Origin of the sequence: Tenacibaculum profundi (genome assembly GCF_052050075.1) — a bacterium.
In the GTDB taxonomy this organism is placed as follows: Bacteria; Bacteroidota; Bacteroidia; order Flavobacteriales; family Flavobacteriaceae; genus Polaribacter.
The window spans coordinates 1,077,354-1,094,563 of the sequence record NZ_CP197225.1 but is presented as its reverse complement, the minus strand read 5'-3'; the positions used below and the strand labels follow the sequence as shown (position 1 = coordinate 1,094,563).

At 28.1% G+C, this 17,210-nt stretch carries 16 protein-coding genes; 7 read left to right on the top strand and 9 right to left on the bottom strand.

Annotation, left to right across the window (positions count from 1 at the left end; genetic code table 11):
• Positions 1–510: 510 nt before the first annotated feature.
• A complete protein-coding gene (locus ACSIGE_RS04415; protein WP_440881580.1) occupies positions 511–1,095 on the top strand; it encodes an RNA polymerase sigma factor in 585 nt (194 codons plus the stop codon).
• Between the two features lie 254 nt (positions 1,096–1,349).
• On the opposite strand, the gene ACSIGE_RS04410 is transcribed toward ACSIGE_RS04415, so the two are convergent.
• Complete coding sequence (locus ACSIGE_RS04410) at positions 1,350–1,985, bottom strand: endonuclease III domain-containing protein (protein ID WP_440881579.1); 636 nt, start codon at positions 1,983–1,985, stop codon at positions 1,350–1,352.
• 149 nt (positions 1,986–2,134) lie between these two features.
• Here ACSIGE_RS04410 and bcp point away from each other — a divergent pair, with 149 nt between their 5' ends.
• A complete protein-coding gene (bcp, locus tag ACSIGE_RS04405) occupies positions 2,135–2,587 on the top strand; it encodes a thioredoxin-dependent thiol peroxidase (protein WP_440881578.1) in 453 nt (150 codons plus the stop codon).
• Between the two features lie 61 nt (positions 2,588–2,648).
• Here the strand turns inward: bcp and ACSIGE_RS04400 are convergent, their stop codons facing one another.
• From ACSIGE_RS04400 to ACSIGE_RS04380, 5 genes are all read right to left on the bottom strand, one after another.
• On the bottom strand, positions 2,649–3,575 hold the full coding sequence (locus tag ACSIGE_RS04400) for a sterol desaturase family protein (RefSeq protein WP_440881577.1): 927 nt from the start codon (positions 3,573–3,575) through the stop codon (positions 2,649–2,651).
• Positions 3,576–3,640: 65 nt separating this feature from the next.
• Positions 3,641–4,288, bottom strand: coding sequence for an alpha/beta hydrolase (locus ACSIGE_RS04395; RefSeq protein WP_440881576.1), 648 nt, complete (start codon positions 4,286–4,288; stop codon positions 3,641–3,643).
• Positions 4,288–4,620 carry a hypothetical protein gene (locus tag ACSIGE_RS04390; protein ID WP_440881575.1) on the bottom strand — a complete coding sequence of 111 codons (333 nt, stop codon included), beginning with the start codon at positions 4,618–4,620 and terminating at the stop codon, positions 4,288–4,290. The genes ACSIGE_RS04395 and ACSIGE_RS04390 overlap by 1 nt, the downstream gene beginning before the upstream one ends.
• Positions 4,613–5,878: a dihydroorotase gene (locus tag ACSIGE_RS04385; protein WP_440881574.1), complete on the bottom strand. Its 1,266-nt coding sequence runs from the start codon at positions 5,876–5,878 to the stop codon at positions 4,613–4,615. Before ACSIGE_RS04385 ends, ACSIGE_RS04390 begins: the two co-directional genes overlap by 8 nt.
• Positions 5,875–7,824 carry a BatA domain-containing protein gene (locus ACSIGE_RS04380; RefSeq protein ID WP_440881573.1) on the bottom strand — a complete coding sequence of 650 codons (1,950 nt, stop codon included), beginning with the start codon at positions 7,822–7,824 and terminating at the stop codon, positions 5,875–5,877. Before ACSIGE_RS04380 ends, ACSIGE_RS04385 begins: the two co-directional genes overlap by 4 nt.
• A 439-nt stretch (positions 7,825–8,263) precedes the next feature.
• Between ACSIGE_RS04380 and bshC the strand changes: the two genes are divergently transcribed.
• Together bshC and rlmF are read left to right on the top strand one after the other, a co-directional pair.
• Positions 8,264–9,859 (top strand): bacillithiol biosynthesis cysteine-adding enzyme BshC, encoded by a 1,596-nt coding sequence (gene bshC / locus ACSIGE_RS04375; protein WP_440881572.1) that lies wholly within the window; start codon positions 8,264–8,266, stop codon positions 9,857–9,859.
• Between the two features lie 120 nt (positions 9,860–9,979).
• Positions 9,980–10,825 (top strand): 23S rRNA (adenine(1618)-N(6))-methyltransferase RlmF, encoded by an 846-nt coding sequence (rlmF, locus tag ACSIGE_RS04370; RefSeq protein ID WP_440881571.1) that lies wholly within the window; start codon positions 9,980–9,982, stop codon positions 10,823–10,825.
• 567 nt (positions 10,826–11,392) lie between these two features.
• Here the strand turns inward: rlmF and ACSIGE_RS04365 are convergent.
• The 3 genes from ACSIGE_RS04365 to ACSIGE_RS04355 all read right to left on the bottom strand — a co-directional run bounded on the left by ACSIGE_RS04365 (position 11,393) and on the right by ACSIGE_RS04355 (position 13,926).
• Entirely contained in the window at positions 11,393–11,743 is a 351-nt protein-coding gene (locus ACSIGE_RS04365; protein ID WP_440881570.1) for a tRNA-binding protein, read from the bottom strand.
• Between the two features lie 228 nt (positions 11,744–11,971).
• Positions 11,972–13,051, bottom strand: a complete 1,080-nt coding sequence (gene meaB / locus ACSIGE_RS04360; protein WP_440881569.1) for a methylmalonyl Co-A mutase-associated GTPase MeaB — start codon at positions 13,049–13,051, stop codon at positions 11,972–11,974.
• Positions 13,052–13,698: 647 nt separating this feature from the next.
• Complete coding sequence (locus tag ACSIGE_RS04355; RefSeq protein ID WP_440881568.1) at positions 13,699–13,926, bottom strand: cold-shock protein; 228 nt, start codon at positions 13,924–13,926, stop codon at positions 13,699–13,701.
• 669 nt (positions 13,927–14,595) lie between these two features.
• Here ACSIGE_RS04355 and cysS point away from each other — a divergent pair.
• The 3 genes from cysS to lgt are packed head-to-tail and all read left to right on the top strand — an operon-like array spanning position 14,596 to position 17,189.
• Positions 14,596–16,077, top strand: a complete 1,482-nt coding sequence (cysS, locus tag ACSIGE_RS04350) for a cysteine--tRNA ligase (protein WP_440881567.1) — start codon at positions 14,596–14,598, stop codon at positions 16,075–16,077.
• The gene (yidD, locus tag ACSIGE_RS04345) at positions 16,078–16,317 is read left to right on the top strand and encodes a membrane protein insertion efficiency factor YidD (RefSeq protein WP_440881566.1); all 240 of its coding nucleotides are present in this window, start codon (positions 16,078–16,080) and stop codon (positions 16,315–16,317) included.
• A gap of 11 nt (positions 16,318–16,328) precedes the next feature.
• On the top strand, positions 16,329–17,189 hold the full coding sequence (gene lgt / locus ACSIGE_RS04340; RefSeq protein ID WP_440881565.1) for a prolipoprotein diacylglyceryl transferase: 861 nt from the start codon (positions 16,329–16,331) through the stop codon (positions 17,187–17,189).
• The last annotated feature ends 21 nt before the right edge of the window (positions 17,190–17,210 follow it).

The following is a 17,210-nucleotide window of genomic DNA, read 5'->3' as shown; positions in this document are numbered from 1 at the left end:
TGTATTTATTAGCTAACCACTATGGAAGCTCTTTCTAGGAAAATTAAAAAGAATTGTTTTTTAGAAAACGCAATGTTTAAAATGTTAAAATAAGTATGTCTTCATAATAATTTTTAACAATATTTTTTTTCTTTTCATACACCGATAAAGCCTTTTAATACTGAAAATTATTTGATGAATTTATTTAAGAAAATTAAAAGATATTTTTTGTTTATCTGGACGAAACCATCTATAAACACTGAGGGAAAGCTTTGTTTTTTTTGTTTTAATCTTTTAATTTTAATAAAAAATAATAGATTAAAACATCGATTATTTGCATGCAGATACTTTCTATTCAACGTTAATAATAACCAAAAAAATAAAAAAATATTTGCATTTAACAATAAAAAAAATAATATTTGTAACAGTTTATAAATCAATATTTAACGCCTATAGCATAAAATTACTCTAAAAAAAAGTTTTACCCCTAATCAGAAAGATAGTTCCAACTATCTTTCAAAAAGTAATTTTATGGACAAAAATGTACTACAAGATAGTTCTTTGGTCAAAGACTATATTAAAGGAAACGAAAATGCCCTTGCAATACTAATTAAAAGACACCAACAAAAATTGTATAGCTTTATATACAGTAAAATTCAGGACAGAGATTCAACAGAGGATATATTTCAAGATACTTTTATCAAAGTGATAAGAACATTGAAAAAAGGTCATTATAATGAAGAAGGTAAGTTTCTGCCATGGGTTATGAGAATAGCTCACAATCTAGTTATAGATTATTTTAGAAAAAATAATCGAATGCCAATGTTTAGTGGTTCGGATGATTTTGATATTTTTTCTGTAATAGGTGATGGAGAATTAAACGCAGAAGCAAAAATCATTAAAAGTCAAATATTAAATGATGTTAAAAATTTAGTAGATGAGTTACCCGAAGAACAAAAAGAGGTATTAATCATGCGTATTTATAATGATTTAAGCTTTAATGAGATATCAGAAAATACAGGAGTTAGCATAAATACAGCTTTAGGAAGAATGCGCTATGCTTTAATAAATCTTAGAAAAATCGTGGAAAAAAATAATGTAATTTTAGTTAATTAAACAATATTCTTGAGTATTATGCGTTATATTCACGAATTATATGTTAATATTAAGAATACATGACGCAGCTTTACTCTAGAGAAAAGTCAAACGACTCAAAAAATAACCCCAAGGAAGAAACAATTCAATTTATACTTAATTTTTCAAAAAGTTTTCAAGTAAAAAAAATGAAATCGAATTGTTTAATCGAATTACATTTGAATTAAGAGTAAAAAATCCTCAACTGTTAGCAGTTGAGGATTTTTTAATGTTTATTATTTTAATAATGATCTCCTTCCAACAGTTTTTGTAATAATGTCTTTCTCTCTATCCCAGCCTCTTGCAGGAGAGTACTCTCTACCATAGTAAATTATTTGTAAGTGTAATTTATTCCAAAGATTCATAGGAAACAATCTTTTTGCGTCTTTTTCTGTTTGATTTACACTCTTACCATTAGACAAGTTCCAACGATACATTAGTCTATGAATATGTGTGTCAACTGGAAAGGCAGGAATATTAAAAGCTTGCGCCATAACAACACTAGCCGTTTTATGTCCAACTGCTGGTAATTCTTCTAAAGCTTCAAAATCAGCAGGAACTTTTCCATTATGTTTTTCTATTAGTATTTTAGAAAGCCCAAAAATACCTTTAGATTTCATTGGTGAAAGTCCAACGGGTTTTATAATTTCTCTAATTTCATCCACAGAAAGTTTAACCATACTGTATGGTGTATCTGCTTTTTCAAAGAGCAGTGGAGTGATTGTGTTTACTCTAGCGTCTGTACTTTGAGCAGACAATAAAACCGCAATAAGCAAAGTATAAGGGTCTTTATGATTTAAAGGAATTGGTGTTTCAGGATATAATTCTTCTAATGTATTTATTACATACTGAACTTTTTCTTTTTTTGTCATTAGTTTACTTAGTTTTATATAAAAAAGGTCTTTAAAAGAGAGTTTTAACTAAAAACCTACAACAAATTTACAAACTTAAATAACGATGTTTTATCATTTCTTTTGTTATTTGTAAATTTGATTTTTAAAAAATCAAAAATATTTAGAAAATGACTAAACTACAAATAGGAGATAAGGCTCCATCTTTTGAAGCAAAAGATGAAAATGGAGAAACTATAAAATTATCAGATTACGAGGGAAAAAAACTAGTTTTATTCTTTTATCCAAAAGCAAGTACGCCAGGATGTACCGCTGAAGCATGTAATTTAAGAGATAATTATCAAAGTTTTTTGGCTAAAGGCTATAGAGTTCTTGGTGTTAGTGCAGATAGTCCTAAGAGACAGCAAAATTGGAGAAATAAGCATGATTTACCTTTTTCGTTACTAGCCGACGAAGATAAAAAAGTTATCAATGCATTTGGTGTATGGGGACCAAAAAAATTTATGGGTAGAGAGTACGATGGAATTCATAGAGCTACTTTTATTATTGATGAAGCGGGATTTATTGAGAATATAATAACAAAAGTTAAAACAAAAGACCATACTAGTCAAATTTTAAACTAAATAAATTAGGACATCTAAGTTAACTACTAGATGTCCTAATTTTATTGTTATTAAGCGTTTTTTAATTGGAATTACTCTGTTTTCCTCCAGCTAGTAGCTCTTTTTGTAATTCTTTACTTGTTTTACTACTTCCATCATGACTCCATCCAGGAGGCATAAACACATATTTCAGTCTTATAGGAAGAGGAAGCCCTTTTTTATTAACGAAAAAATCTTTAAAAATCTCTTTCCATTCATGAAATATGATATTTACAGGACCTCTATTTTCAATGTTTTTAGTTAACCCGAATTTAAGTTTTTCATATTCCATTTCGTTTTCTTCAGCTTGAAATGTTCCAAATATTCTATCCCAAATAATCAAAACCATACCCATATTTTTATCTAAATATTTAGTATTAGATGCATGATGTACTCTATGATGTGAAGGTGTAACAAAAAAGAATCCCCACCAGCCTAATTTACTTTTAATAAAATTAGTATGACAAAGAGTCCCATAATTTTGATTCATTGCGTAAGCAAACATTATGTGTAAAGGTGCAATTCCTAAAAAAGCAAGTGGTAAGAAAAACATATACCTAAATAAAGGTTGAAGTACAGGAGATCTAAAACCTGTAGTAATGTTATAGTATTCAGAATTATGATGAGTTACATGAACAGCCCAGAAGAATCTTGAGTGATGATCAACATAATGATGAATATAATAAAGAAAATCTTGGCCTATGAAGGCAACTAACCAATAAATAACAGGAGATTCCCATGTGATAACTCTGTATTGATAACAAAATCCCATAACCAAAAATGAAAAAGCCTTCATTATTAAATCTAGACTAAAGTTAACTAATGCAAAATATACATTAGTACTAGTGTCTTTAAAGTTATAGTTTTTTACTTTAGCTTTATAGCTAAAATACATTTCTATTAAAATAACTAATAGGAAGAAAGGGGCACTCCAAAAGTAAAGAGTATCTTGATTTAGTATATCAAACATAGTTTATGATTAGGTGTAAACAAAGATATTTTTTTATTTTTAAATTAAACTTACAATTATATTTTTTATAACATTTTAAGTCTCTCTATTATCCACATTTTAAAACTGTAAAAGTTTTGAGGAGCAACTCCATGACCTACGGGGTATTCTGAATATATATTATTTAATTTATAATTGGAAAGGAATAAAGGAGCTTTTCTTGCCCATTCAACTGGAAGTACTTGATCAACAGACCCATGAGAAATATAATAATCTGTTCTTATTTCGTTGTCAATAAATTGAGGTAATAGCTCATCATTTATATATCCACTAAGCGCAATAACATGCTCTACTTTGTTTGGGAAATTTAAACTTAGAGCATAGCTTAAAATAGCTCCTTGACTAAAGCCTAATAAAAACGTTTTATTTTTCGAAGTACGATACTTTTTTTTGATCTCATCTATAAATTTAGCAATCTTGTTTAAAGATTCCTTTGCCTGAGTTATATCAGAGAATTTTCCATTTACTGAATCAAAATTAATGGTATACCAAGCGTAGCCTCCATAGCCCATTTCATAAGGAGCTTGAACACTTATGATTAATAATTCTTCAGGCAGTTCTTCTGCAAATGAAAATAAATCTTGTTCATTGCTTCCATAGCCATGTAATAAAATTAACAAAGGAGGGTTGTCTGTATTTGTTTTTGGAGGTCTTGTAATATACTTTAAACTCATTATTGAATTACTTTAAACCATTCTTGAAATTTATCCCCTATATAAGGAATTAACTTTTCGTTATTGTTAATAGCACCAATGAAGCTAATTAACCAAAACAAAAAAATAGTGATCCCAATAGCAGAGCTTATCCATCCGCTAAGATATTGTTTTGTCAACCATCCGTTAAGAAATGATAATAAGTGTAATCCAATCATTTGTCTTATGTAGAAACTCGTAAATTGATTTTTTTTACTATTATTTAGTAAAATAGCGATTATAGTACCTATTATTGTAAAATGACTTATAATAGCATTTGTTTTTCCTTCCTCAGTTGCTGATAGTTTATTCATTTTGTGCTAAAGTTAACTTGTTATTATTATATGATCCATATACTTTTCCTTTTAATTTAACTCCTAAAAAAATACTGTTTTTTGAAGTTGATAAAATATTTTTTTCAGAGAAAATATATTCATCCTTAGGAGAGAATAACGAAAAATTAGCTTTGTTGTTTTCTTTTATTGAATCAAATTGAACTCCAAAACGTTTTCTGGGGTTAATCGATAGACATTTTTGAATTGTTTCTAGATCAATGATAGTATTTAGTGAACTAAAAGCACTCTCAAAGCCGATGGTTCCATCCTTAGCTACTGAAAATTCAACTTTTTTATGCTCAATATCTATAGGGTCATGATCGGTTGTGATTATATCTATTACTCCACTTTTAACTCCCTGAATGAGTGCAGAACAATCTTCTTTTGTTCTTAGTGGTGGATTTACTTTTTTAAGAGCATCAAATTCATGTAATTCATTATCAGTCAAAGATAGGTTATGTACACTTGTACTGCAAGTTATGTCTAAGCCCTGTTCCTTTGCTTTTTTGATTAATTGAACAGACTTAGCCGTTGAAATAGTAGGAATGTGTAACTTCCCCCCAGTATACTCTAATAAAAAAATATCTCTAGCAATTTGTAATTCTTCAGCAAGTGAAGGAATTCCTTTTAACCCGAGAATTGTACTATTCATACCTTCATTAGCTACACCTTCTCCAGCAATAGCATTATTTTTAGGAAAACTTAAAATCAAACCATTAAAATTTTGAGCATATAGTAAAGCTATCTTTAAAAGATTATCATTAGATATGGGTTTTTTGTAGTCTCCAAATGCTATGGCACCTGATTGTTGCATGTCAAATAATTCCGCTATTTCAAGTCCTTCACTCTTCTGAGTAAGTGCGCCAATAGGAAAAACATCAGTAGTAGAACCATTCGCTTTGTTGATTAAAAATTCTACAAATGTTTTATTATCTGCTATGGGGTTTGAATTGGGATTTACCGCAATAGAAGTGAAACCACTTTTTGCAGCGACATTCAGTCCATGGTTTAAAGTTTCCCTTTCTTCATAACCAGGTTCTCCTATAGAAGTACTTGTATCAAACCACCCAGTTGATACATGTAAATCATCAAATTTTATAATTTGATAATTTTCATTAGATACTATTTGGTTTTCAATTTTTGAAATAACTCCATTAACAATTAAAATATCTTTTGTTTGATTATGAAACGGACTAGAGATGTCTACTATCTTAGCGGATTTGAGGAGCGTCGTCATGATTTAAAGAATTTTAAGATCAAAATTTCAAAAAGCAAAGATACAATGGAAAGTAGTAAAAACCATTTCCAAAGCCAGTGAACTTCATTTTTTTTCTTAATTTCTTTTAGGGTACTTTTAACAGATGATGAAACATTGAGATTTTCGTTCTGACTTACAATTTCTTTAAGGTTTAAGAACGAGAGTAAGCTTTCACTCGAATCGTAGTTAAATGCAGTACTTCTAATAGTGTCCTTCTGTTGTATGATATAATTAAAGCCAGCAAATAAAGGTTTTTCTTTCATCGTAATTCTTGTTTTATTTTGAAGTACTTGTTGCAACGGAATAAAAGAATTATTACTATTTGATATGGTTAAAATACTCTTTTTGCTAACAGGTATATTTAAATCTAAAATATTATTTTTACCTACCGTGTAATAAAGCTCAGCTATTTTTATACTTTGCCTGCCAATGTTATATAATAATGGAACTATTAATGGAGAATTTTTAAAGTTACTATTTTTCTTATCTAAAGGGCTTGAGAACCAAAAAATGGAAGCCTCCTTTAATTTAATTTTAGAAACAAAGTCTTTTTTGTTTTCAAAAGATAAAATACTACTCGAATTAATGAACTTTGTTGTGTACGAAGTGTTTGTCGAAGGATATTGAAAATTATGAACATCTTTTTTAAATACATTTGCGAAAATGGGATGATTAAAATTAATGTTGGTTATTTTTAGAGTATCATTATTTTTTTTAAATTCTGAAGCGTTAATATTCATTTTTCTAAATAAATCATAGTAAGATAATGTATCAATAGCGCTACTTGGTATAACAATCATGCTGCCACCCTTTTGGGAAAAATTTTTTAAAATTTCTTGTATTGAATTAGGAATTTCATCAAGTTCATTCAGAATAATTAGTTGCTGTTGATTTAAATCATTATAATTTATTTCTTGAAGTGAAGTTTGCTTGAAATTAAATTTATCTGGAGTGTATATCTTTTGAAATGCATCGTTTAATTTTCCGATTGATAGTACATTAATTTTTTCATTTGTTGCTAATGTAAAATAAAAAGTATTATCAAATGAGTAAGTATCATTGAAGTTGATGTTTAGCTTACCCAACAATAAAGATTCTTTTTGTAGTGAAAAAGAGATGTTTTTAGTTGTGTTTTTTTGAATGTCAAAAGTTTGCTTATTGAGTAAGGAGTTGTTGTCGTAAATTGCAATTGGAATATTTTTTTTATCACTACCTTGATTTTTTATGATAATATTTAATTCTAAAGCATTTTCTTTATTCCCTTTAATAAAAAGACTATCGATAGATAGATTTTCTTTCAATTGAGGGGTTAGTTGAACTAAAGATGTATTGTGTTTTATGTTTTTAAATTTATTTGTATTCGTGTTTTGAAAATCAGAAATAAGAATTCTTTTAAATGAAATAGAATTATTGTCTTTTTGCGAGCTCATTTTCAATAATACGTCGTTAACATTTTTTTTTGATGCGGAATATTTTATTTTAAGTAGAATACGTTTCATTTCACTAGCATTTTTTCGAGGGTAATATCCCGTATTGGTTTGAAGTGTATATGTGTTTTCTACTGATAAATTCTCTACTAAATCTTGAATTGCTATTTGAAGAAGATCTCCTTTTTTTCCTTTAGCTTGCATGCTCAGGGTATTGTCGAGGTAAATTGAATAATGTAATCTTTTGTTAGCCTCTCTGTTACTTAAATAGGGTTGAGCAAAAGCAATTATGAGAAAAGAAAGTATACATAATCGTGTAATTAAAATTAACCATTTTTTTATTTGAGAACTCTTACGAGTTTGTAAAGCGATTTTTTTTAAAAATGCTACATTGGTAAATGGTGTTTTTACAAACCGTTGTAATTGAAAAAGATGAACTATTATTGGTATTATAAGAAGTCCAAGTAAGTATAAGATTTCAGGATATTTGAGTTGCATATTTAGGTTCTAACAAATGTTTATACGAATCACTTATTACCTTTTATTGTTGGTGAAAATGACTCAGGAAGTAAAAATAGTCAAAAACAAGGTTATTCAACAAACTAGTTAAAAATATGTTAGAAGTATTTTTAGTTTTTGCCTATCGTGAAATTTTACTACTTTTGATTCATGACTACAAAAGAGGGGTCTTGTATAAAGAATAATAAAGCTCGGTAAAAAAATCGATATATTAATATAATTTTCAAGAGAGGCAATTGTCTTTTGAAAAAAAAGTTTTCATTATGGTAAGAAATCAGAGCTTTTAATGACAACATTTAGTGTAGATTCGATTTTTAATTTTCGATATTAAAGAGAAAATATAAAGTATTGTTTCTAAAACATAATTCTTTACCACGTCTTTTAACTAAAGTAAAGATCTCTAAGAAAATGATCAAAAATGAAAACGTATCAAATTCCATTTAAAAATACCGGTTTTTTTTCTCAAATAATGCTCGATTATCTAGAAAAAGACGAATCAATAAACGACTTTTATAATAATTTCCCTTCTATTGAAGGTTTTCAAAGTCAAATTGTACAGAAAAAACTATCTTATAATGAAAGTACAAGGAATAAATTATTTTCAGTTCTAGATGCTCAATATAAAAATATAAAATCACATAAAAAGGTTCATGATAATTTATTAAAATTAAAGTTGTCTAATTCTTTTACTATTACAACAGGACACCAACTGAATTTATTTACTGGTCCACTTTATTTTTTGTATAAGATTATTTCAACAATTAATCTTTGCGAGATATTGTCAAAGCAATTTCCCGAAGAGAATTTTATTCCTGTATATTGGATGGCTACAGAGGATCATGATTTTGAGGAAATTAATCACTTTTCTTTCAGACAAAAAAAGGTTAAGTGGAGTTCTGATCAAAAAGGAGGAGTAGGACGCTTTAATACAAGTGGACTTGATAAGGTTTTTTCTGTTTTATCAGATCATTTAGGGATGTCTAGAAATGCAGAAGAATTAAAAAAAATTTTTAAAGAAGGGTATTTAAAACATCAAAATTTAGCAGAAGGGACTAGGTATATCGTCGATAAATTATTTGGAGAATATGGACTGGTTATCTTAAATGCAGATGATAAAGTTTTAAAAAGAGAATTAACACCTTATGTAAAAAAAGAGCTTTTCGATCAGACTTCTTATAAAAGCGTATCGAAAACATCTAAAATGCTTGAAAAAAAATATAAAACTCAAGTTAATCCAAGGAAAATAAATTTATTTTATTTGATTCAAGGTACACGTGAAAGACTAATTTATGAAAATAATTTATTTAAAGTAAACAATACCGATTTGGTTTTTTCAGAAGAAGAAATTATTCAGGTATTAGAAAATAACCCAGAAAGATTTTCACCAAACGTTATTACACGTCCATTATATCAAGAGGTAATTTTACCAAACCTTTGTTATATTGGAGGAGGAGGGGAGTTAGCTTATTGGTTGCAGTTAAAGAACTATTTTAATAAAGTATCAGTACCATTTCCAATTTTATTATTAAGGAATTCTGTTCAAATAATTAGTGAGAAACAAGAAAAAAAACTAATTAGATTAAATATTAGTTTAGAAGAATTATTCCTGAATCAAAACGAGTTGTTAAAAAATAAAGTTAACATAGAAGCTGAGCATAGTATTGACTTTATAGAACAGAAAAAATATCTAGAAAACCAATTTAAAAAACTTAAATTAATTGCTTCAAAAACAGATGCTTCATTTATAGGTGCTGTGAACGCTCAGGAAAAAAAGCAATTGAAAGGACTTAATAATTTAGAAAAGAGGTTACTTAGAGCAGAAAAAAGAAAGCAATATGATTTGGTAGAACGTATTACTACAATACAAAATGAAATATTACCAAATCAGTCTTTGGAAGAACGACAGAGGAATTTTTCAGAGTATTATCTAGAATATGGAGCACGTTTTATAGAGGTTTTGAAAAAAAGTTTAAATCCTTTAGATCAAAAGTTTACAGTTATAGTTATGGATTAATGAGTTGTAAATAATTTTTTAGAATTTGAACTATTATTTTTTCAATTTTAATAAACAGTAAGTGTACTTATTAATTGGTAAAAAGCATAATAACTTTAAATAAATCAAGATTTAAATAAAATGAAATCACTCCACCCTAAGAATATTCATAAAAGCGGCTATGACTTTGAGCTTTTAATGAAGAATAATCGAGATTTAATTCCATTTGTAATTGAAAAGTTTGAAAAGTTAACTATTGATTTTTCAAATCCAAAAGCAGTTAAACATCTAAATAAAGCACTACTAAGTAGCTATTATAATATAACTAATTGGAATTTTTCTGATAAAAATTTATGTCCTCCAATACCTGGTAGGGTAGATTATATTCATTATTTAGCAGATTTAATAAAAGGAAAAAATAATATTTCCGTTTTGGATATTGGTACAGGAGCTACTTGCATATATCCTATTTTGGGTGCAGCAATATATAATTGGAATTTTGTAGCTTCAGATATAAATAAAGATTCACTTAAAATAGCACAAGACAATATTTATAAAAATAATTTAGATAATAAAATTAAATTAAGATATCAAGAGGATGCTTCAAAAATTTTAACAGGTGTTATAAAAAATGGAGAAAAGTTTACTTTAACGATGTGTAACCCTCCTTTTTATAGCTCAATGAGTGAGGCAATATTAGTAAATAAGAAAAAGAATAAAAATTTAGGTGTTAATTTAGCAAGAAACTTTTCAGGAATTAAAGAAGAATTGTGTTATAAGGGGGGAGAGAAAGCTTTTTTGCATAATTATTTATATCAAAGTTCATTGTTTTCGAATTCAAGTTTTTGGTTTACAAGCTTGGTTTCTAGAAAAGAAAATGTTAAAAGTATGGAGCTGTCTAGTAAAAAAATTGGTGTGAAGGATTTCATAAATATACCAATGTTTCATGGAAATAAAGTTACTCGAATTGTTTGTTGGAAATTCTAAAGAGTTTTTTATTTAATGCCTGCATTTTGCTAAATTATTAGAATGAGCAAAAATAAAGAAGCAAGTAAAAACTCAGAAAATAGGTGTATTTACTTGCTTACGGGGGGACAATACTAAAAGTTTGGTTAGTTTTATTATCATTGCCTCAGCAAATCTACTAGGTTTTGATTGTATTGGGTTACGGGTTTCCGTAGTAGGTTTTTTTTAGAATTAATGTTTTTTGTTAAAGAACAATCACCGAAAAATCGGTGATTGAGTGTTATCGTGGGATAAGAAAAAAATGTATACATTTTAAAGCATACTAAATTTTAAGTTTAAATTTATTGTACTAGTAAATTAATGTTGAATAAAAGCGTTTTCTCTGTGGCTATCCGTAAAAGAGGTCTTTTTATTTAGTTATTATCTATGAAAAACTAAAAAGTAGCTGTATTTTCAGTGCTACATTAACTTTACTATTTACATGAGAATATATTACTATCTCAATTATAATTTAAATAAATAGTATGGTAAGTAATAACTATAATGGGTAAATAGGGATTGTAATGAAAATGTTATTTGGCTTTTAATCTAGGCAATTTTGGTTCCATTCTTTACTTTTCTCTCAGGACTTATTATTGTTACCTCTTTTTTATTTCCTAATCCACCTAGAATAAGACATTCACTCATAAAGTTTGATATTTGTTTTTTTGGAAAATTAACGACAGCCACTACCTGCTTACCAATTAAATCTTGTGGTTGATATAATTTAGTTATTTGTGCAGAGGTTTTTCTTATGCCTAATTCACCAAAATCAATAAACATTTTATAAGCAGGCTTTTTAGCATTTTTTAGATTTTCGACATTTATAATAGTACCGATTCTCATATCTACTTTTACAAAGTCATCCCACGAAATTATATTTTTAATATTAATATCCATTTGCAGTAAAACTACAAAATTGAAATCAAATTATTATTTAAAAAAGGAAAAACACTTTTATGTCAGATTGATCAACGTTTAGGATCTTGTTTTTAGCTTTAAGGGTTTTGTATTCAGTGTATTATGTGTTTTTTTGGTAATTTCGTACTGTAAGTAATTAGTCCGTTATTACAAAGGTAAGGGAAATACCAAAAAAGCTGGCTTGAGCAAATCATGATTAAGTCAGCTTTAATTTTTTTTACTATTTAATAATCTATTGGCGGCATTAAATGGTGTTGTTTTCTTATTTTCAAGCAATGATATTTCTTTGGTTAACAGTGTTTTAATTTTTAAATCATTATAAAATTCACTTTTGAGTTTTGCATTAATGGTTTCGAGCAGCCAAAACTTATTTTGTAAGTTTCTTTTTTTACTAAAAAATAGACTTTTTTTATTTTTGGAAATAAACTCTTTTATCATATTATATATCTGATCAATACCTTCATTTTTTAAGGCACTCGCAATTAAAACTTTTGGAATCCAACCATTCTCTTTTGGAGGATATAAGTGTAAAGCTCTGTTAAATTCAATTTGAGCTATTTTAGCATTTTTAATGTTATCTCCGTCAGCCTTATTAATAATAATTGCATCTGCCATTTCTATAATTCCTCTTTTTATACCTTGAAGCTCATCACCAGCTCCAGCAATTTTTAATAATAAAAAGAAATCTACCATTGAATGAACAGTAGTTTCTGATTGCCCTACCCCTACAGTTTCAATTATAATAGTATCGTAGCCAGCAGCTTCACATAAAATAATACTTTCTCGTGTTTTTTGCGCTACTCCTCCCAAAGAGCTTCCAGAAGGGGAGGGACGAATAAAAGCATTTTTATCTGTAACTAATTGCTCCATTCTTGTTTTATCGCCAAGAATACTTCCTCTATTTACAGAGCTACTAGGATCAACTGCTAAAACAGCTACTTTTTTTCCACAACTGGTTAAGTGTTTACCAAACGACTCTATAAAAGTACTTTTTCCTACTCCTGGTACTCCAGTTATACCAATTCTTATTGATTTATCTGAATGAGGAAGACAGGCTTCTAATATTTTATTTGCTTTTTTTTGATGATTGGGATTCGTGCTTTCTATCAAAGTAATAGCCCTACTTAAATAACTAATATCTCCATTTAATATCTTGTCAATAAAAATTTCTACTGAAGGCTGTTTTCTTCTGTTTTGTTTAATTTTTTCAACAGAAAATTTATTTGTTGTTTTAGGTGCTGATATACCATCCTTTTCAGTAAAAGTAGATTTATGTTTTTTTTTCATTAAAAGTATTGAACTATTTTTCTTTTTTAGAAAAACTCTTTAAACGTTTTAGAGTTTATAATATGAGTTTACGATTATAAAATTTGTATTTTGTAAATTTAAAATAAAATCCAAGGAAAATCAATAAATAGAAAACGTATTCTTTTTTTGATGAAAATATAAGCACCGTTTTTAAGCTGTCCGATGTTTGTTTTTTGATAATTTATAGTTTCAAAGTAGGTAATAAATTAATCCCGTCCCAAATAAATAATTTTTGAAATCGTTTTGGGTAGCAAAAGTATTATTAGAATAATAGGTTATAGATTATAAAACAAGTTTTAGCCTATAAAATTGACAAATTTTTATCTTCTAAATGTTCAGGAGAACTAAAAGCGATCTTAAAAAATTATAAGGAGTTTATTTTAGAAAAGCGAGTTATTAAAACACAAAAAAAGATAATCAATAATAAGAGTTGCTAATTAAAAATGTTTTGGACGCTATTGGTAATAAATTATATAATACTTTATATATAATTTGAATGAAGTTAGATTATAACTTTAATTCAGAATATATTTCTTTTATTTTTATATACTAACTGTATAAAACAATAAAAAGATTGCCTTTAGGCAATCTTTTTATTCGACTATTGATAATAATCAGTTTGCGATTTAACGAAATGTATCACGAGCTTCGTCAAAAGATTTTTCGATAACTTCAACATTAATAGCATTTAGCCCTTTTTTTCCTCTTTGAGTTTCAAATCTAACCTTGTTGTTTTTGGTTATGTTATCAATTAAACCTGAGTCGTGAACAAAAATATCTTTTCCTGTTTCTGATGATGTAATGAATCCATATCCTTTGGAGTCATTAAAAAATTTTACTATACCTTCTTGCATTGGTACTTAATTTTATGTTATTATTAATTTTTGATCATTTGACTACACAGTTAATTAACAAAATTCCTGAGAAAAATGAATTAATTTAAAGTTATTTAAACACTAAAAATAATAAAGGGACGATGAAATAAAAAAAGGCAAGAAGAGAATAAACTCAAAAAACTAATTACTAAATAATACCTTAAAATTAATAAATGTAACCAAATGAACACTACAAAAGTAGTGTTTTTCGTTTAATAAAAGATAATTGAAGTTGTTAATATCAAATATTTTATATACTATTTAAAAAAGAGTCCAAATTTCAGGACTCTTTTTTAACTATTTCAACAACAATTTATGATGAGATTTTACTTTAATTATATACAAAACTAATTGATTTCTCTTTCGTGTATTTTTTTTTTGTTGACTTTTCTTTTTTGGAAAGTTGAACTGCTTGTTTCTGTTGCTTAATGGTTAATGTTATATTTCAACTGAAATAATTATAAATTAAATTATTTTTAAAAGGTAAATGTTAATTCTTAATAGATGTTTTAAGAATTTTCTTTAAGTTTTTAGTGTTTTTTTATTTTTAATAGAAAGTTATAAACTTTACAAAAACTTGCATTGAAATCCATTTCTATATTCTTTTTAAAGTAACTATCTTAGCACTTGTTAAACACGACTTTTTCTATGGAATTATTTAAGGAAAAACAACTTAAAATTTATAACTCGCTATCGAAAAAAAAAGAATTTTTTAAACCTGTAACTGCTGGTAGAGTAGGGATGTATGTTTGTGGGCCAACGGTTTATAGTAATGTTCATCTGGGAAATGTCAGAACATTCATGTCTTTTGATATGGTGTATAGATATCTTTTACATTTAGGATACAAAGTTCGTTATGTTAGAAATATAACTGATGCAGGTCATTTAGAAAATGATGCAGATGAGGGAGAAGATCGGATTGCTAAAAAAGCCCGTTTAGAGGAAATAGAGCCAATGGAAGTAGTTCAAAGATATACTGTTGACTTTCATGATGTAACAAAGATGTATAATTTTTTACCTCCAAGTATTGAACCAACAGCAACAGGTCACATTGTTGAACAAATTGAAATGATTAAAGAAATTATTCAAAAAGGGTTTGCTTATGAAGTAAATGGTTCTGTATATTTCGATGTGTTAAAATATAATGAAAATCATAATTATGGAATTTTGTCTGGTAGAACAATAGAAAATGCCATACACAACACTAGAGTTCTTGACGGTCAGACAGATAAAAAAAACCCCCAAGATTTTGCCTTATGGAAGAAAGCAGATGATCGTCACATCATGAGATGGCCTTCTCCTTGGAGCGATGGTTTTCCTGGTTGGCACCTTGAGTGTTCAGTGATGAGCTCGAAGTATTTGGGCGAGCAAATAGATATTCATGGAGGAGGGATGGACTTAAAATTTCCGCATCATGAATGCGAGATAGCACAGTCTCATACATGCTCAGGAGTACAACCAGTTAATTATTGGATGCATGCTAATATGTTATTGCTTAATGGTCAAAAAATGGCTAAGTCGACCGGAAACTTTATTTTACCTGAAGAAATTTTAAACGGGAAAAATGATATTCTACCGAAGGCTTTTAGTGTAGGAGTTGTTAGATTCTTTATAATGCAAGCCCATTACAGAAGTATTCTAGATTTTTCGGGCGATGCGTTACTAGCTTCAGAAAAAGGTTTTAATAGATTGATGGAAGCTATTAGGACTTTAAAATTAATAAAAGGAGAGAACAAAACATCGTATTTTGATTTAGACAAATGGGAACAGAAATGCTACGATGCAATGAATGACGATTTTAATACTCCAATACTAATAGCTCATTTATTCGATGCTGTTAAGTATGTGAATCTTCTTAATGATAAAAAAGCAACAATTTCTGTAGAAGACTTGGAAAAATTAAAAAACACATTAAATATTTTTACTTTTGACATTTTAGGGCTATTGAGAGAAAATAGCCAAGAAGAGAGTAAAGCATTAGAAGGGGCTGTAGAGTTATTAATAAAATTACGCAAGGAGGCAAGAGAAAATAAGAATTGGATATTATCTGATCAAATCAGAGATGAATTGATAATTCTTGGAGTGCAATTGAAAGATGGAAGAGATGGAACAACTTTTACAATAAACTAGTTGAAAAGAATACTTACATATCCATTTATTTTATTAGTCCGTTTTTATCAAACCGTTATATCACCTTATACTCCATCAAGTTGTAGATATATACCGACGTGTTCTCAATATACCATTGAAGCTTTGAAGGAGCATGGTCTTATATATGGTTCCTGGTTAGCTATTAAACGTATTTTTAGCTGCCACCCTTGGGGAGGAAGTGGTTATGACCCAGTTCCTAGTAAAAAACAAAAAAAATAATTAAAAATACAATGAATTTTTTATCAGTAGTTTGGGATATAGATCCCGAAATTTTTAAAATAGGAGGCTTTGGAGTTAGATGGTACAGTCTAATGTTTGTTTTAGCCTTTATTCTAGGTCTTCACTTAATGAAGAAAATTTTTGTCAATGATAATATTTCTGAAGAAAAGTTAGATCCTCTTTTTATGTATGTATTTATATCAATGTTGATAGGAATGCGTTTAGGAGATGTTTTCTTTTATAGCTGGGATTACTATCAAAATCATCTTCTTGAAATTATACTTCCTTTTAAAAAACAAGAAGGAGCAAGCGCTCTTTTTGGAATGGTAAATGGGTGGAAATTTACTGGTTTTACTGGCTTTGCAAGCCATGGTGCAGCTATTGCAATACCAATAGCACTGTATTTTTATTCAAAAAAACACCTATATAAGCCATGGTTGTTTATTTTGGATAGGTTAGGTATTATGGTTGCCTTGGCAGGATTCTTTATTAGGTTTGGGAATTTTTTTAATTCTGAAATTTATGGAAAGCCAACAGAAAGTAATTTTGGCGTTATTTTTAAAAGGGCTGGGGAAACAGTTCCAAGGTACCCAACACAGTTATTTGAAGCCTTCAGTTACTTAGGATTATTTTTTATTTTATGGTATTTTTATTGGAAAACAGATAAAAAGAATAAATCAGGATTTCTTTTTGGGTTGTTTATGGTAGCATTATGGTCACTACGATTTTTTATTGAATTCTTAAAAGAAGCTCAAGTCGAAGGAAGAGAGGATTGGGTTTTAAATTCATTAAATACGGGACAAGTACTAAGTATTCCATTAGTATTAATTGGATTATGGCTGATGTTCAGGAAAAACAGATTAAATGTATAAAAAAATTATTTAATTTTTTTA

Coding starts and splice junctions, on each gene's coding strand:
- ACSIGE_RS04415 (WP_440881580.1), top strand. CDS start 511: ATGGACAAAAATGTACTACAAGATAGTTCTTTGGTCAAAGACTATATT.
- ACSIGE_RS04410 (WP_440881579.1), bottom strand. CDS start 1,985: ATGACAAAAAAAGAAAAAGTTCAGTATGTAATAAATACATTAGAAGAA.
- bcp (WP_440881578.1), top strand. CDS start 2,135: ATGACTAAACTACAAATAGGAGATAAGGCTCCATCTTTTGAAGCAAAA.
- ACSIGE_RS04400 (WP_440881577.1), bottom strand. CDS start 3,575: ATGTTTGATATACTAAATCAAGATACTCTTTACTTTTGGAGTGCCCCT.
- ACSIGE_RS04395 (WP_440881576.1), bottom strand. CDS start 4,288: ATGAGTTTAAAGTATATTACAAGACCTCCAAAAACAAATACAGACAAC.
- ACSIGE_RS04390 (WP_440881575.1), bottom strand. CDS start 4,620: ATGAATAAACTATCAGCAACTGAGGAAGGAAAAACAAATGCTATTATA.
- ACSIGE_RS04385 (WP_440881574.1), bottom strand. CDS start 5,878: ATGACGACGCTCCTCAAATCCGCTAAGATAGTAGACATCTCTAGTCCG.
- ACSIGE_RS04380 (WP_440881573.1), bottom strand. CDS start 7,824: ATGCAACTCAAATATCCTGAAATCTTATACTTACTTGGACTTCTTATA.
- bshC (WP_440881572.1), top strand. CDS start 8,264: ATGAAAACGTATCAAATTCCATTTAAAAATACCGGTTTTTTTTCTCAA.
- rlmF (WP_440881571.1), top strand. CDS start 9,980: ATGAAATCACTCCACCCTAAGAATATTCATAAAAGCGGCTATGACTTT.
- ACSIGE_RS04365 (WP_440881570.1), bottom strand. CDS start 11,743: ATGGATATTAATATTAAAAATATAATTTCGTGGGATGACTTTGTAAAA.
- meaB (WP_440881569.1), bottom strand. CDS start 13,051: ATGAAAAAAAAACATAAATCTACTTTTACTGAAAAGGATGGTATATCA.
- ACSIGE_RS04355 (WP_440881568.1), bottom strand. CDS start 13,926: ATGCAAGAAGGTATAGTAAAATTTTTTAATGACTCCAAAGGATATGGA.
- cysS (WP_440881567.1), top strand. CDS start 14,596: ATGGAATTATTTAAGGAAAAACAACTTAAAATTTATAACTCGCTATCG.
- lgt (WP_440881565.1), top strand. CDS start 16,329: ATGAATTTTTTATCAGTAGTTTGGGATATAGATCCCGAAATTTTTAAA.